General features: G+C 52.4%; 16 protein-coding genes and 4 pseudogenes. 9 read left to right on the top strand and 11 right to left on the bottom strand.

The window, feature by feature from the left end:
- Positions 1-86 precede the first annotated feature (86 nt).
- From HBM92_RS09205 to HBM92_RS09195, 3 genes are all read right to left on the bottom strand, one after another.
- Positions 87-497 carry a zinc-ribbon domain-containing protein gene (locus HBM92_RS09205; protein ID WP_001221617.1) on the bottom strand — a complete coding sequence of 137 codons (411 nt, stop codon included), beginning with the start codon at positions 495-497 and terminating at the stop codon, positions 87-89.
- Complete coding sequence (locus HBM92_RS09200; protein ID WP_000271042.1) at positions 485-886, bottom strand: putative zinc ribbon protein; 402 nt, start codon at positions 884-886, stop codon at positions 485-487. Before HBM92_RS09200 ends, HBM92_RS09205 begins: the two co-directional genes overlap by 13 nt.
- Before the next feature lie 165 nt (positions 887-1,051).
- Positions 1,052-1,621 (bottom strand): inovirus Gp2 family protein, encoded by a 570-nt coding sequence (locus HBM92_RS09195; RefSeq protein WP_000221519.1) that lies wholly within the window; start codon positions 1,619-1,621, stop codon positions 1,052-1,054.
- 199 nt (positions 1,622-1,820) lie between these two features.
- Between HBM92_RS09195 and HBM92_RS25285 the strand changes: the two genes are divergently transcribed.
- Positions 1,821-2,021 carry a hypothetical protein gene (locus tag HBM92_RS25285; RefSeq protein ID WP_001297900.1) on the top strand — a complete coding sequence of 67 codons (201 nt, stop codon included), beginning with the start codon at positions 1,821-1,823 and terminating at the stop codon, positions 2,019-2,021.
- A 239-nt stretch (positions 2,022-2,260) separates the two neighbouring features.
- Here the strand turns inward: HBM92_RS25285 and HBM92_RS09190 are convergent.
- Both HBM92_RS09190 and HBM92_RS25670 read right to left on the bottom strand, forming a co-directional pair.
- A pseudogene (locus tag HBM92_RS09190) lies at positions 2,261-2,404 on the bottom strand (Hha/YmoA family nucleoid-associated regulatory protein); the annotation flags it as partial.
- A 331-nt stretch (positions 2,405-2,735) separates the two neighbouring features.
- On the bottom strand, positions 2,736-2,969 hold the full coding sequence (locus HBM92_RS25670) for a hypothetical protein (protein ID WP_001224230.1): 234 nt from the start codon (positions 2,967-2,969) through the stop codon (positions 2,736-2,738).
- A gap of 231 nt (positions 2,970-3,200) precedes the next feature.
- Between HBM92_RS25670 and HBM92_RS09185 the strand changes: the two genes are divergently transcribed.
- The 5 genes and pseudogenes from HBM92_RS09185 to HBM92_RS09165 form a co-directional block, all read left to right on the top strand.
- The gene (locus HBM92_RS09185) at positions 3,201-4,397 is read left to right on the top strand and encodes an IS110-like element ISEc20 family transposase (protein WP_001296203.1); all 1,197 of its coding nucleotides are present in this window, start codon (positions 3,201-3,203) and stop codon (positions 4,395-4,397) included.
- 195 nt (positions 4,398-4,592) lie between these two features.
- A complete protein-coding gene (locus HBM92_RS09180; RefSeq protein ID WP_000235219.1) occupies positions 4,593-4,799 on the top strand; it encodes a helix-turn-helix transcriptional regulator in 207 nt (68 codons plus the stop codon).
- Positions 4,800-4,892: 93 nt separating this feature from the next.
- The gene (locus tag HBM92_RS09175; RefSeq protein WP_000813428.1) at positions 4,893-5,495 is read left to right on the top strand and encodes a hypothetical protein; all 603 of its coding nucleotides are present in this window, start codon (positions 4,893-4,895) and stop codon (positions 5,493-5,495) included.
- 473 nt (positions 5,496-5,968) lie between these two features.
- Complete coding sequence (locus HBM92_RS09170; RefSeq protein ID WP_001327829.1) at positions 5,969-6,184, top strand: hypothetical protein; 216 nt, start codon at positions 5,969-5,971, stop codon at positions 6,182-6,184.
- 141 nt (positions 6,185-6,325) lie between these two features.
- Positions 6,326-6,454 (top strand): annotated as a pseudogene (locus tag HBM92_RS09165) (IS21 family transposase); the annotation flags it as partial.
- A 66-nt stretch (positions 6,455-6,520) separates the two neighbouring features.
- Here HBM92_RS09165 and istB read toward each other — a convergent pair.
- Both istB and istA read right to left on the bottom strand, forming a co-directional pair.
- The gene (gene istB / locus HBM92_RS09160; RefSeq protein ID WP_011076463.1) at positions 6,521-7,303 is read right to left on the bottom strand and encodes an IS21-like element IS100kyp family helper ATPase IstB; all 783 of its coding nucleotides are present in this window, start codon (positions 7,301-7,303) and stop codon (positions 6,521-6,523) included.
- Positions 7,300-8,322, bottom strand: a complete 1,023-nt coding sequence (gene istA / locus HBM92_RS09155; protein ID WP_001297914.1) for an IS21-like element IS100 family transposase — start codon at positions 8,320-8,322, stop codon at positions 7,300-7,302. Before istA ends, istB begins: the two co-directional genes overlap by 4 nt.
- Positions 8,323-8,410: 88 nt before the next feature.
- Here istA and HBM92_RS25805 point away from each other — a divergent pair.
- The 3 genes and pseudogenes from HBM92_RS25805 to HBM92_RS09145 form a co-directional block, all read left to right on the top strand.
- Positions 8,411-8,568 (top strand): annotated as a pseudogene (locus HBM92_RS25805) (IS21 family transposase); the annotation flags it as partial.
- Between the two features lie 14 nt (positions 8,569-8,582).
- A pseudogene (locus HBM92_RS25065) lies at positions 8,583-8,720 on the top strand (AAA family ATPase); the annotation flags it as partial.
- 1,098 nt (positions 8,721-9,818) lie between these two features.
- Positions 9,819-10,991: a hypothetical protein gene (locus tag HBM92_RS09145; RefSeq protein ID WP_000263646.1), complete on the top strand. Its 1,173-nt coding sequence runs from the start codon at positions 9,819-9,821 to the stop codon at positions 10,989-10,991.
- A gap of 530 nt (positions 10,992-11,521) precedes the next feature.
- On the opposite strand, the gene HBM92_RS09140 is transcribed toward HBM92_RS09145, so the two are convergent.
- The 4 genes from HBM92_RS09140 to HBM92_RS09125 form a co-directional block, all read right to left on the bottom strand.
- Positions 11,522-11,740, bottom strand: a complete 219-nt coding sequence (locus HBM92_RS09140; RefSeq protein WP_072276226.1) for a hypothetical protein — start codon at positions 11,738-11,740, stop codon at positions 11,522-11,524.
- Between the two features lie 92 nt (positions 11,741-11,832).
- Positions 11,833-12,600 carry an ABC transporter ATP-binding protein gene (locus tag HBM92_RS09135; protein ID WP_000016205.1) on the bottom strand — a complete coding sequence of 256 codons (768 nt, stop codon included), beginning with the start codon at positions 12,598-12,600 and terminating at the stop codon, positions 11,833-11,835.
- Positions 12,597-13,655: a FecCD family ABC transporter permease gene (locus HBM92_RS09130; protein ID WP_000217077.1), complete on the bottom strand. Its 1,059-nt coding sequence runs from the start codon at positions 13,653-13,655 to the stop codon at positions 12,597-12,599. The genes HBM92_RS09135 and HBM92_RS09130 overlap by 4 nt, the downstream gene beginning before the upstream one ends.
- 18 nt (positions 13,656-13,673) lie before the next feature.
- Positions 13,674-14,663, bottom strand: a complete 990-nt coding sequence (locus HBM92_RS09125; RefSeq protein ID WP_000778018.1) for an ABC transporter substrate-binding protein — start codon at positions 14,661-14,663, stop codon at positions 13,674-13,676.
- Position 14,664: the final 1 nt, after the last annotated feature.

Here is a 14,664-nt window from a genome sequence, read left to right as displayed (position 1 = left end):
TTTCTCTATCCCGGGATGCCCCTACCAACGCAGCACTCCCGGAGATATCATTACAGCTCTACAACTGATTTCCGCGACTGAACCGCTCAGTTCCTATCCTTCCAGTTGCCTTCCTGCAGCCCCCCCTCCCTGCTGTATACCCCGGTACCACAACGCGGGCAGCACTTTTCTCCTTCATAATCTTCGTCACACATCACACAAAACCACTTTCTCACCTTCACCGTATAATCCGGAACCGTCATACCCTGCAGATGCAAACGACGGGCCTCTTTCTCTGCCGGGTCAAGCCAGGTGCATCGCAGCAGGATTTTCTCAGCGACAGTCATCTGGTCATGTTCAAACCACGGTGGTTGTCCGTCATTGCCCCGCTGAAGTGTTAACGGGCATCCACAGGACACACAGCACAAAACGTCCTGGCGGTTGTGCTTCGCTGCTTCTTTCGCCGTAACAAAATGGCCTTTGCTGTCATTCGCCATATAACAGTTCAGAATTCGCATATTTCCTCCTGAGTTGTCCGGGGAATACTGAATCCTCCGGTCTGGCAGTGTGTGCAGTACCGCTCCCCATAATAATCGTGGTGACATTGTCTGCAGTGCCAGCTGGCTTTACGCACCACGGGTAAGGCATCCGGTACGAATTGCTGCAGACGTTTAATCAACTGTATTTCTCTGCGCTCCGGCCTGACATAAGGGCACTGTTGACCGTGCTCTGTCAGCCTGTCGTCAGTGTGTTCAAACCAGGGAAGTTCAGTGTCGTATTGCGGATGGTATCTGAGTGCACTGCCACACAAGTGGCAGGTGTAGTGAGCATAAGGTGCGGCCTGTACAGTACGGGCGCCCGTCAGACGTCCGTTGCTATCAAGAGCGAGAAAGGATTTTGCGTACATAGTATATGTTCCTTACCGTCAGACGACACGCAGGCAACAGCCGTCCCGGTACGGGCAGCGTGGTCAGGTGTGAATGGCGGTTTCAGTTCAGTCTCATAAGGGAAAATCAGTGTGGTGGCCATGAACACGTCATCACACTGAAGTCAGATAACTCGTCTGTCTGGCTCAGCCACGACTGCAGCCAAAGTTGCGCTCACCGGTGCAGTGAGCTTTGGTATGCTCCTTCGCCAGATAGTCAGCACGTTCCAGCACTTGCTGAAAGCCGGTGTCATCATTACGCGCCAGCCACACCGCCGGCCAGGCCGGAAAATGCACCAGCGTGGCATGGCATCCGGCATCCACCCCCAGGGCACTGCACCAGGCCTGTTCAATCATTCCGGCCAGTGATCCCGGAGCGCGGTAATCACCGGCACGACACCAGGTATCCCGGTTGACCAGCAGCATCAGATGATAGTGTTTTTTACCTTTGCACTCCCCAAACTCCCGGGCCCAGACGTAATGCAGAGTGGTGGGATGCACGCGTTTACCTTCCCGATGCTTACGTTTCTGGTAAGCGTCGATTCGGGCTTTCAGGGCATTGATGAAGCGGGATATCACAGCTGCGTCCGTTGCTGCCGGTACATCCGGGAAACGCAGGTCAACCCGCAATGCCGTCAGGCGGGGATGAACATTCAGTGCGTGCCGCACTGTCTCACGAATACGTTGCTGCCAGAAGGGGTTGTATTTGTAGGTCATGGTTAAATCTCCGTATGGTTCATACGGAATAGCCACGTCGTAAAAAATGCGCAGAGTCCCTGAAGTGACCTCCGGCAGGGCACTGTCTCAGGCACTCTGTGATAACCCGAACGGTCGTCTCCGGACTGACGGTTGAATTTTCAGCGTTGTTTTTTTAATGTAAAAAACCGGTTACGGGTAAGGCTGTGAGGAGGGAGTGATGGTGATACGCAAAAAGAAGTGCAGGGACTGTGGAAACGCGATTACTCATAATACAGTGTGTTGCCCGTATTGTGGTTCTGTCGACCCCTTCGGCTATTACCGGAATACAGACCGTATCGTTACCATACTGCTGGCACTGATTATTGTGGTCCTGCTGACTACTGTCAGCGTCAGTGTGTATATACTGTGTAGCTGGTGAGATAACGGTTCATGTATCCCCTGAGCTGACAGTGTACCGGGTATATTAAGCGTAACCGACAGGTTCTCCTTCATACCATATTAAATTTTTCCAGGTATTGCCGCTGCCTTATTTCGTCCCATACAGGAAAACTCGTCTGGGTTTCTGACAAATACGCGAAACTCACAGCCCCTCAATATCAACCACACGCCGTAAGCCGGTAATACCTGAAAATCAGTCTATTACCGCCCGCGCCTCCGTTACCGAACGCTCAGGTGACAAGACTGAAGCCAGCACGCACTCGTAAAATTTGCGGTCAGTTCTGCCAGCCGGTTGTCAACGGCAGAGTTAAAGGCTTCCAGCTCCGCAAGGGTAAGTTTATAACGCGTGTGGGAATTCACTTTTCCCGCGTCTCCTGACGTATTACGGGCTGCCACTTACCTGGTGTCCCGCAATACAGCCTTAGTGTTCCGTTATCGGGGATCCGGACGCACCGCAACAACCGGGGAAGTATTTCTGGTTAGAGCAGTGTCAAGAGGGATTTCTCAGCCCCTCACTCACCGGCTCAGTCTCAGGGCAGGAGCATTAATACGCTCAGTTCATGTCTTATACAGGAATGGGCATAGGGGGAGCTGGCGTGTCACTGCTGATTTTACGCATCAGCGTTCATGTATTTGCACTCTGATACAGAATGCTTCACAGCGCTCTGTTACCGGAGAGATTTACTCTCTTAGGTTATTCTGGCAAATCCTTTACGTTACTCTCTGATGACTTCTTATATTTATAATACCAATCAGACAACCTTATCCCATCGGTGATATCAGTCTCCTGCTCGCCAGGAACGGGCTGACTCACTGTAACCACCTCCGAAAACAACTCTGCAATTATCAGAACGCCTGCTTCTCTCCCTGTCCTCACGAAAACTATCCCCTCTTTATCGCGCGTGCGTGCGGAAGCATCTTTTCGCACCCCCGTTACTTTATTCGTACCCCTTATAATGGGGTGTTAGCCAGCCAGACCCGGCATGATTACTGCCCCCAGTCGTCCATGATCCGGGGGGTGATGTCACCGGGTCTGGTGGGGCGCTGGTAACCGCTAATAGGGGTCAGGTCAGGCACTTTTGCCGGGACCGTCTGTAACGTGGATGCCGGTACCTGCTCCCCGTGGTTATCTGGTTAACCCATATACAAGGGAGACAGAATGACCGAATCCAGCGATTACGAATCCGTCCAGGTCTTTATCGGCGTTGATGTCGGTAAAGATACGCATCACGCTGTAGCCATTAATCGTTCAGGTAAACGCCTGTTCGATAAAGCATTACCCAACGACGAAAACAAACTCAGGTCGCTAATATCTGACCTGAAACAACATGGTCAGATACTGCTGGTTGTTGATCAGCCAGCTACCATCGGTGCGTTACCTGTCGCCGTTGCCCGCTCAGAAGGAGTCCTTGTCGGATACCTCCCTGGACTGGCCATGCGCCGCATAGCCGACTTACACGCCGGTGAAGCTAAAACTGATGCTCGTGACGCTGCCATCATTGCCGAAGCTGCCCGTACCCTGCCTCACGCGCTACGCACGCTGAAACTGGCTGACGAGCAAATCGCCGAACTCTCCATGCTCTGCGGCTTCGATGATGATCTTGCCGCACAGACAACGCAGGCCAGCAACCGTATCCGCGGCCTTCTGACCCAGATACATCCGGCACTGGAGCGCGTTCTCGGTCCGAGACTTGATCACCCGGCGGTACTCGATCTTCTCCAGCGATATCCCTCACCAGAAAAACTCGCTTCGCTGGGTGAGAAGAAGCTGGCAGCCCAGCTCTGCAAACTTGCGCCTCGTCTGGGTAAACGCCTTGCAGCAGACATAGCTCAGGCACTGGCCGAACAAACCGTCGTCGTTCCCGGCACGAATGCCGCTGCCGTAGTACTGCCACGTCTGGCACTCCAGCTCATCACGCTGCGTAAGCAAAGAGACGAGGTGGCGCTTGCGGTAGAACAGCGAGTTCTTGCTCACCCTCTTTACCCGGTCCTGACCAGTATGCCCGGAGTCGGTGTCAGGACCGCAGCCAGACTCCTCACCGAGGTCGCCTGCCGCGCCTTCGCCTCTGTCGCACATCTCGCTGCTTATGCTGGCCTTGCGCCGGTAACTCGGCGATCCGGCTCGTCAATACGCGGTGAGCATCCCTCGCGACGGGGTAATAAAGCTCTCAAACGGGCGTTGTTCCTGTCGGCCTTCGCCGCGCTCAGGGATCCGCTCTCCAGGGCTTACTACACCCGCAAAATGAGTCAGGGAAAACGACACAATCAGGCGCTTATCGCCCTGGCGAGACGACGCTGCGACGTTCTGTTCGCCATGATGCGCGACGGGACTTTTTATACCCCGCAGGCGTCATAACATGCTTGACAACTTAATAGGGGCACCCCCCGGGATTCCGCTACGGCTCTGCCATCGCAATCCCCCCGTTTATCTCCGGACAGCCAGATTCCCGATTATTTTTTACGTTTCTCCCCGGTTGTTATGCCGGTGAAGGTGGCGCGCTGTTTTCATGACCACACCGGCTGGTTTAACAACATCCGGAGGAACATTCTCATGGCTACCCCAGTTTCGCTGATGGATGACCAGATGGTCGACATGGCGTTTATCACTCAACTGACCGGCTTAACCGATAAGTGGTTTTACAAACTCATCAAAGTTGGGGGCTTTCCTGCCCCCATCAAAATGGGGCGCAGCTCCCGCTGGCTGAAAAGTGAAGTGGAAGCCTGGCTGCAGGCGCGTATTGCACAGTCCCGTCCGTAATTTTTAACCACTAACCCTTCGCCCAAAGCAGACGCAATCTCCGGCCTGCCGGCGGCGCTCTGCTGCCTGTTATCCCCCGTGAGGAATATGAAAATGAAACAACAGTATCAGACCCGTTACGAGCTGCTCCATGAAAACTACCAGAAATGGCTGACCGGCTTCACCCGGCACGCCGTATCATGGGGCGTGTGTCATCCGAATATCTACTATTTCCATAATCTGACGCCCGGGTGGGTGTCATTCAATGGCGAAAAACCGGAGATTGCCATCGTTCCCCAGAGTCTGCACCGGCTGATTTATGGTCCGGACAAACGGAGCTCCCCGTCCCTGGATGATGATCTGGTGGTGAATTTATGCACCAGCGAACACCTGCTGATTCATCATCCGATGCTGGAAGGGATCCTGCTGTCTGAATGTGAGCGCCTGAAGCAACATTCTCTGGCAAACAAACTGATCAGCCTCTTCCGTCAGTTTGGCGGCACGGAGTTACGTCTCAAACTGGTCTGGCTCTGCTGGCTTGACTTAATGACCGGAAACAGCCTTGACGACTGGACGAAAAACCTGAAACACAAATCAGAAAAAGATCTGGAGCAATGGATCATTGCACGTCAGGGTCAGAGTGAACCACTGACAAATCTGATGGATCAGTACGTGCTTATGGCATACCGTACATCGGTTGATGCCGCTCACAGTTGATGTCTGATAACCACAGGGCTGGCAGCAGAAAACCAGCCCTGTGGTAAAATACAGTAATAGCGGCGTACATCAGGCACGCCGCTCACTCGTCCACAGATCATATACGTCATTATACTGCGCGATAACGGAGGGCTTCAGCACCCGGTCATTTCTGAGCGGGTATGAATACCATTGATGATGCGAAGCAGCCACGGGCAGAAACGTTCTTCACAACCAGGTGCCTCCATCTTCACTGCAGGCTGAATGTGCCGGCTTGTTATCCACCAGAAATGGTATGCTCCGGTACATGCATACCCCGGAGACTATAAACGCACTGAATCATAGCCTCCCACCTCAGCAGGAGGCAGTCAGCTTTCAGGCGGAAAAACGTTGCAGTTAAAGATCGTGAGAATCGCTGTTTCGTTGCATAGCAACCCGAACAGTTGTAGTTGAAACATTTTACCTGCATCAGCACATGGTCAGGCGCCGTCTGTATGGCGTGGAATACTGATGTTTCGGCTGATGGCAAGCCTCATTCTCTGTGGAAACAGGGGCGCGCATTAGCTTCTCAACCAGAGAGTGTCACAAAGACAAATATTGCTGAAAATCGCATTCATCGTTCAGGCGTGAATGCCCGGAGACAAAAGCCGCTGTCCGCACAGCCCCCCTCTGATCTGAACAAAAAGCATACACACAACAGGCTCACCTGACCCCGAAAAACCATAACTTCAGCAATACCAGTGACACCAGCACGTTACCTCAGTGCCACATCTTCAGACCGCGATCAATCTGAAATGTGACTATCGGGGCAATATCCCAGTTTTGTGGTACACGATAACCAGAAAACATCCCCTGAACCGCCAGCCAGAAAGACCGGCCACAAAAGGGTTAAGCTGAAATCGTTTATGGATTACATCGACATATGCCTGGCAGAGAATGTCCGGAATGACGAGGTTATCTTTGCGGAGATTAAGGCAATGTGTCAACGACGGATGAAAAGTGATCCACTTATATCTCCACCAACGGCCCAATATTGATCCACCGTTTTACTCAGGATTAGCTTCTGCTATAACCCCGGCTTTTCGTTTCTGTCTGAGTCGATAGCTTTCTCCTTTGATTTGAACGACATGTGAGTGGTGTAAGATACGGTCCAGCATCGCTGAGGTCAGTGCTGCATCACCGGCGAACGTTTGATCCCACTGCCCGAACGGCAGATTGGATGTCAGGATCATTGCGCTCTTTTCGTAACGTTTAGCAATGACCTGGAAGAACAGTTTTGCTTCTTCCTGACTGAACGGCAGATAGCCTATTTCATCAATGATGAGCAGGCGGGGGGCCATTACTCCACGCTGAAGCGTCGTTTTATAACGGCCCTGACGTTGTTCCGTAGATAACTGAAGTAACAGATCTGCTGCTGTTGTGAAGCGAACTTTGATACCTGCACGGACGGCTTCATAGCCCATCGCTATTGCCAGATGGGTTTTCCCCACACCTGATGGCCCCAGTAATACGATATTTTCATTACGTTCTATGAAGCTGAGTGAGCGTAACGACTGGAGTTGCTTCTGCGGTGCTCCGGTGGCGAATGTGAAGTCATACTCTTCGAACGTTTTCACCGCCGGGAAGGCTGCCATTCGGGTATACATCGCCTGTTTACGTTGATGACGTGCCAGTTTTTCTTCATGAAGCAGATGCTCCAGGAAGTCCATATAACTCCATTCCTGGTCTACTGCCTGTTGTGACAGCGCAGGCGCTGCGCTTATAAGGCTTTCCAGTTGCAACTGCCCGGCGAGCGCCATCAGTCGTTGATGTTGCAGTTCCATCATCACGCCACTCCTCTGCAGAATGAGTCGTAGATGGAGAGTGGATGATGCAGGGGGTGTTTGTCGAAGTTCACCAGATTTTCACTAGGATGCACGTCATACTCTTTTTTCTCCGGAGGCAGTGCCAGCATGGACTGCTGCTCTTCGAGCCAGCGATCGCAGGGACGGGCCTGGATTGTTTCATGCTTTCGTTGGTTAGCGACATCGTGCAGCCAGCGCAGACCGTGGCGGTTGGCTGTTTCAACATCGACAGTGATCCCCATCGGGCGCAGGCGAGTCATTAGTGGGATGTAAAAACTGTTACGGGTGTACTGCACCATCCGTTCCACCTTACCTTTAGTCTGTGCCCTGAAGGGGCGACACAGTCGGGGAGAGAAGCCCATCTCCTTGCCGAACTGCCACAGCGAAGGATGGAACCGGTGCTGACCGGTCTGATATGCGTCACGTTGCAGAACCACAGTTTTCATATTGTCATACAACACTTCGCGCGGCACACCACCAAAGAAGCGGAACGCATTACGATGGCAGGTTTCCAGCGTGTCATAACGCATATTGTCAGTGAATTCGATGTACAACATTCGGCTGTATCCGAGAACAGCAACGAACACGTGAAGCGGTGAGCGGCCATTACGCATAGTGCCCCAGTCAACCTGCATCTGTCGTCCGGGTTCAGTTTCGAACCGAACGGCAGGCTCCTGCTCCTGAGGAACCGAGAGAGAACGAATGAATCCCCTGAGAATGGTCATTCCGCCACGATATCCCTGGTCTCTGATCTCGCGAGCGATTACCGTTGCCGGGATTTTGTAAGGATGAGCATCGGCGATGCGTTGACGAATATAATCCCGGTATTCATCCAGGAGTGAAGCAACAGCAGGTCGCGGCGTATATTTTGGCGGCTCAGATTTTGCCTGCAAATAACGTTTAACCGTATTGCGGGAGATCCCCAGTTCTCTGGCAATCGCCCGGCTACTCATTCCCTGCTTGTGCAGGATTTTAATTTCCATAACTGTCTCAAAAGTGACCATAAGCTCTCCTGAATCAGGAGAGCAGATTACCCCCTGGATCTGATTTCAGGCGTTGGGTGTGGATCACTATTGCACCGTTCGTGACACAATGGGCCATACGGGCCGACGTTCCATGCCGCGTTACTACATTCAGCCCGGACGTAAAATGCGCCCGTCAAAAAGAACGGTTCGCTTCGAAACTCAGCCAGGATACCACCTCTCCGCCACACCCGGGAAGAAGTTGATATGGTGGTTGCCGGACAACAGAGCTCCTGGATTGACTGCTGCATCACTCAACCACGCTGAATATCAAAGGAGAGCGTTACCGGTTAAAAGAGAAACGTAAAGCTGTGGTGATGACCCAAAACGCAACGCCTGTCAGTGAGGATGAAATGGTGAAAAGCGGACAGCACCAGTAACGGAAGTATCTTAGCGGGTACGAAAATGGCAGGATCGTGACATTGACAGAATATCTCCTGATCATCCTGAATGACTGCAGTTGCTGTGGAAAAGTAAGCTGTCTCCACCCACGGCACGACTTAACAGGCATTCCGTAACTCCCCCAGACTTACTATGACGCATTATCGGTGCACTTAAAACCGCAGACCGCATTGCGGGTGTTACTGCATGACAGTCTGACCGTATTGTGAGATGTCGGCAGGAACCGATGTCCGCGCAGGGGGGAACTTCCTGCAGTACCTGACGCTTCAAATAGTATTAACCGTAGGGCGTTGTTGGTTCCGGATCGCGGAAATGGGAGCACAGGTCTGCTACGGGGTGTACCTCTGACAGTAAATCCGGCTCGCTCATCTGACAGCCTCTCTCCCGGAAAAGACCAAAAATGAGATCGTCTCCTCAACAGCAGAGAAGAGGTCTTGACAGACAGGCTACATTGCATACGATTTATGAAGAAAAAGACAGCAAATATGGAGGTTATAGCGGAGAACACCCTACGAAATTCCTATGAAAAACGATTGAAAAAAATATCAAATTCGATTCGTTTTTATATGCTTTTTGGGAACGTGGCGATGACGAACTGTTGCATGTGCAGAGGAGAATGCACCCGGAAGCACCAGAATCATCCAGAAAGGCAGAACGATTACGCATCAAACCAGGAGACAGCAATATCAAGGTAATACACTGATTTAAAATGAATTTACAGCAATACGTGAAAACATTTTTTACTTAAAGGAGACAGATGCGCTGAAGAGAGTGCAGGTATTTTTATATAAAAATGAGAAGATTACGGGATATATATCCGGCACACTATGACCGGAGAATACCAGTCAGGCTTAAAAAGACAATAAATACAGTGAGTTAAATACACAGAGAAAACGAAAACGTAGTATCAGAGGGTACATCTTACAACAGAGACTGAATTTCCGGTTTTTCATAACCGGCCATTCCGGAAAGTGCAGGCGGCCCGGAGCTCTTCTGACGCCAGTACCTGCCAGATTGTTCTGTACATTCTGTACATCATGTACGGAGGTTTTTGTTTGCTTTCTTAAAATCTGCAAATGTGGGAAGAGCAGGTGAGGTGTATTGTGGGAAAGGAACTGGATGATATCTGCACCAGCTGTCCGTATATCGATGCTATAAAACGGCACAAACAACAGCTCGGTGCCATAGAGGAATATACACAGTGGTTAAAAAAAGAACCACGGGCATCTTATTTTTTTCTGTTCCGGCTGTATACCCGCATTCACAATACATTTTTCCCCAAAAAGCAACAACTCCCGTTCACTCCCGGTGGCACTCACTGCCCGGAACCTGATGTCACCCTTCGGGACTTAACGCTTTCCCCGGGCTACCACAGTGATTATGCCCCTCAACCCATTCCGGAGATGGACAGTTCTGCTGTTGTTCCCCCAACTAATGAAAACACCTCGCCTCCGGAAGATACTCCCGACAACACTCCGGCCGGAGGCAATACCGGACAAGCGGAAAAGACCAGAAACTCAGGACTCACACCCATTCCTGAAAAACGTTCAGGAATGCCCCCGGAACATCTGCGGTTTGCCACAGGGTTTCCACCGCAACCGAAGATTGCCGGTCCCAAAGGAAAGCCGATGCGCACCGTGCATCCGGATAAAATCTACCGTGAAATTATATGGTTCTGCTCCGGTTACCTGCGGAAATCCGGACCAGAGGCTACGAGGACGATCATCAACTCAATATTCTGTGAATGGGCCAGCATCTTCAATGATTACTCCTCCCCCTTTTCGTGGGTGGACAGCAGGGACAGTGAACAGTGTGACTGGTTATGGAACGCCATGCAGGTCCGGTGTGTGGGAACCCCGCTGAATCCCCTTACCCCGGAGCAGAAATACTGGTTCGCCTGCGCCACGTTTGATAACTGGGAAGGCTGGAATGAGCAACAGGTACAGTTTTTACTGGAAAGTAATCCCAGACGGAACAGAGCGAAGTTTACGCAGGCCTCCTTCCAGGCCCCCAGGATTCAGCATAAAGCGATTCTTCTTGATGAGCTGAAAAGTGCCCGGGAGCAACAAAAAAGGCGTGATGAACGTGCTGATGGTTCCGTCCCGCTGAAACTGTCCGGAAAAATCCACAAACAGCTTGAAAGTATTGCCCGAAGTCGTGGTGTCCTCCCAAAAAAACTGCTGAATGAAATGATTGAGCAGGCGTACCAGGACTTTGTGGCAAATGAGCAACACAAGACACTGAGTTAAGGACCGCAGGGCCTCCGGTTACCGATTCTGCAGCATACACAACGAATGTGTCCGGCTCTTACCTGTGGGGGCCGCACTAAAGTTACGCATTGAGTATGAGTGGGTAATCCCGGATGAGAATATCCCGGTTTTTACACTATTCACTGAAGGTGCGACATATCATTCAGTCTCTCTGAATTCTTCATTTCAGTAACTTCAGCTACCTTCGTTTCATCTCCCCCACGAACCGGGGCCGCAACTTGTTGTGTCAATACCAAATTGTTGGTCATTACTGTCTTGTGTCACTGGCGCTGACAAGTGAACTGAAATCCGCACCTTAATATTCTGACTGGCTGCGTACATTCATGGCATGAAGCGGCCGGAGCGGCTGAACTGAAGGTCCGTTGTGAGCGAACAGCGGACATTCACTACACATGGTTCAAACATGAACCGGAGCTTTATTGTCTAGCTGTCAGTGTACTGCGATTTACCCGCTCGGCTGTCCAGAAAATCGGTCTGAAATCCAGTCATTAAAGGGCCTTAGCCTGACATTAAGCAACTTGGTAGGCGGATAGATAATAGAAATAGGAATGCGCAGGTCTGTCATGTTGCCTAGAACGGTGACAAGCTGTCCGGTGCGAAATCATTCCGGCAGCGACAGGCTCATGTGTCAGCCCGACGCCCAGACCGTCAACGAGCATGTGGATCTGCGAGGCGTTATCGTTCGCAGCGATGTTAAAACGAACAATCTGCTCATCTTCTAGAAGCACAAGTGCTTTAATGACATTAAGGCGGTCTATATGTTGCATTACAGACTTCCTATTGATCTTTACCTGAGGCTGAAGCAACCACGTTAATCCGACTATTTTTCGATTGCACCATCCACTATCACCATCGATCTTCCCTGAGCACAACGTTCAACTCTCCCGCGTACGCCGTATACCTGCGCAAGGCTCTCTGCATGGATCACCGTTTGCGGGTCGCCGCTGTCGATAAGTTTCCCCTCTTTCAGCATGATGACCTGGGCGGCATGCCGCAGTGCGATATTGATATCGTGTAAGACGACCAGCGTAACCATATTGCGTCTTCGCGTTTCGCGCGATACAACATCCATCACATGGAACTGATAATTGAGATCCAGCGCGCTCAGTGGTTCATCCAGCAATAATAATGCGGGGCGGCGAATAAGCGACTGTGCAAGCCCCACCAGCTGCTTCTGACCGCCGGACAGGCTATCGAGGTAGTTCATTGCCAGATGTGCGATGCCTAGCTCTTCGAGCAGCGCTATAGCCTGCGCCTGATTTTGCCCGGCGCCGGAGGCGCGCTGGGCGACAACCACCGACTCCAGCACCTGTAAATGCACGCCCTGCGGCAGGGACTGCGGCAGGAACACAACTTTTTCAGCCCGACGAGCAAACGGCAGCGATAAGAGATTCTCTTCATTCAGCCAGGCTTCGCCACTGGCGCGATTTAGCCCGGCCAGGGCGCGCAGTAGCGTTGATTTACCGCAGCCATTAGGCCCCAGCAGTACAGTGACTTCGCCGCGCGGCAGCGTAGAAATCGACAGATGCTCAATAATCCGCCGTTTGCCGTAACCGGCGCACAGCGCATTAATCGTAAGCCCGCTCATGACATACTCCCTCGATGACGCATTACAATGCTCAGAAAGAACGGAACGCCTACCAGCGAGGTAACAATTCCTACCGGTAAAATGACACCGGGAATGATGTTCTTCGACGCTACCGAGGCCAGCGATAGCACCAGCCCACCGATAAGGATGCTTCCGGGCAAATAAAAGCGATGATCTTCTCCCAGCAACAGGCGGGAAATATGCGGTGCAACCAGGCCAATAAAGCCAATTGGCCCCACAAACGCAACCGAAAGGGCCGCCAGCAGGCTGATGCGCAGCAGGGAACCCAGGCGCAAACGGCGAACATCAATGCCAAAACTCATCGCCCGCTCTTCGCCGAGGCGTAGCGCGGTAAGCTGCCAGGCACGACGCAGCGACCAGGGTAAAACAATCGCCATCGCCGCCGCCAGCACCGCCAGTTTCTCCCATGATGCGCGAGCCAGGCTGCCCATCGTCCAGAACACCAGGCCCTGCAAAGTATCTTCATCGGCGACAAACTGCATAATGGACACCAGCGCATTGAAGGTAAACACCAGCGCAATCCCAAACAGCACAACGCCCGACGTCGGCACGCGCGTCCAGCGGGTCAGACTATCGAGCAGCAGGGCGGACAGGAGCGCAAAAAGAAAAGCGTTTGCCGGTATAAACCCGCTTTCGGGAACGCCGGGAATACCGATGCCCAGAACAATCGCCAGCGCTGCGCCAAAGGCCGCCGCCGACGAAACGCCAAGCGTAAACGGGCTGGCGAGGGAGTTATTCAGAATAGTTTGCATCTCTGCCCCGGCCAAACCCAGCGCCATTCCTACCAGGAGCGCCATCAGCGCATAGGGCAAACGGATGTCCCAAACGATAACCCGCATGCCGTTAGTCGCCCCGGACGGATGCATCAAAGTCTTTATCAGCGAATGTAAAGGGAGCCCTGAGGGGCCGAGGGTGAAATCGAGCAGCAGCGAAGCAATGATAGCGATAAAAATAACCGCCAGTATTACCAGACGCTGGCGAAAAAGCTGGCGATAGCGGTTCTCGACCGACAGCGTACTTTCCAATACAGTCATGGTTTTTCACAGCCTCCGTTAGCGCGGCGGATTGAGCACATCGCTCATCTGCGCATCGCTTAACGTCAGGCCAAAGAACTGCCGATAAAACTCACGCGTCTCTTTGCGTATATCCACATCAGCAAATCGCGCAGGATAAAGCGTTTTCGCCAGCCACAAAAATTGCAGCGCCTCTTCGCTGGTTTCACGGCACCACCAGAACATTCCTTTCGGATTAACGTAAACGCGATGATGAATGACCGCGTCCACGCTTGCCCACTGCGGAGAACTCAGAATGGCATCCGCGTCGCGCTTGTTCATCGCGATGATAACCGCCGGATTGGCAGTGACAATTTTCTCCAGCGCGACTTCACCCGAACGGTTTTGTTGATGCTCGCCAAACCAATTTTCAGCGATATTTTTGCCGCCGGCCAGGTCAATCCAGTCCTGGTTTAGCGAGGGTCTACCGGTGGTGGTCAGCGGATTGCCCATACTGTGATAGAGCGACACGCGCTGTGACGCAGGAAGATCTTTCAGGCGCCCGGTGACCAGGGCCACGTTGCGATCGAAGTAGCGTTGATAGGCGAGCGCTTTTTGCTGCGCATCGGGCCCCAGCACCGCTGCCGTTTGCTGTACGCGCTGCGTTAACGCCCGCAGTGAATTCGCCTCAAACGCCAGCACCTGCACCCCAGCCTGTTTCAGCAACGCCTGTTGAGGCACTACCATATTCTGCGGTACAAAAAGCATATCGACCCCCAGCGCGATAATCTGTTCGGGATTGATTTCATGCCCGCTGTTTACGCTAACTGCTGCGACTTTCTCTATGCGCGGCAGGCTCTGGCGAAACAGGGGGATCCTTTTTGCAATCATCGAGGTTCCGACAATGTTATCGCCGTACCCCAGCATGGCAATAATGGTATTTTGCGCCGGCCACGGTGACGCGATACGCACCTCCTTGTGCGTATTTTCTGCGTGCAGGCTGGCCGCCAGCAGCAGCGCCAGCAGCGGAAATAAACGGGAGAGTTTCATC

Source organism: Escherichia sp. E.sYA108 (assembly GCF_011754335.1).
Taxonomy (GTDB): Bacteria; Pseudomonadota; Gammaproteobacteria; order Enterobacterales; family Enterobacteriaceae; genus Escherichia; species Escherichia coli.
This window is presented reverse-complemented; position numbering and strand designations above follow the sequence as displayed.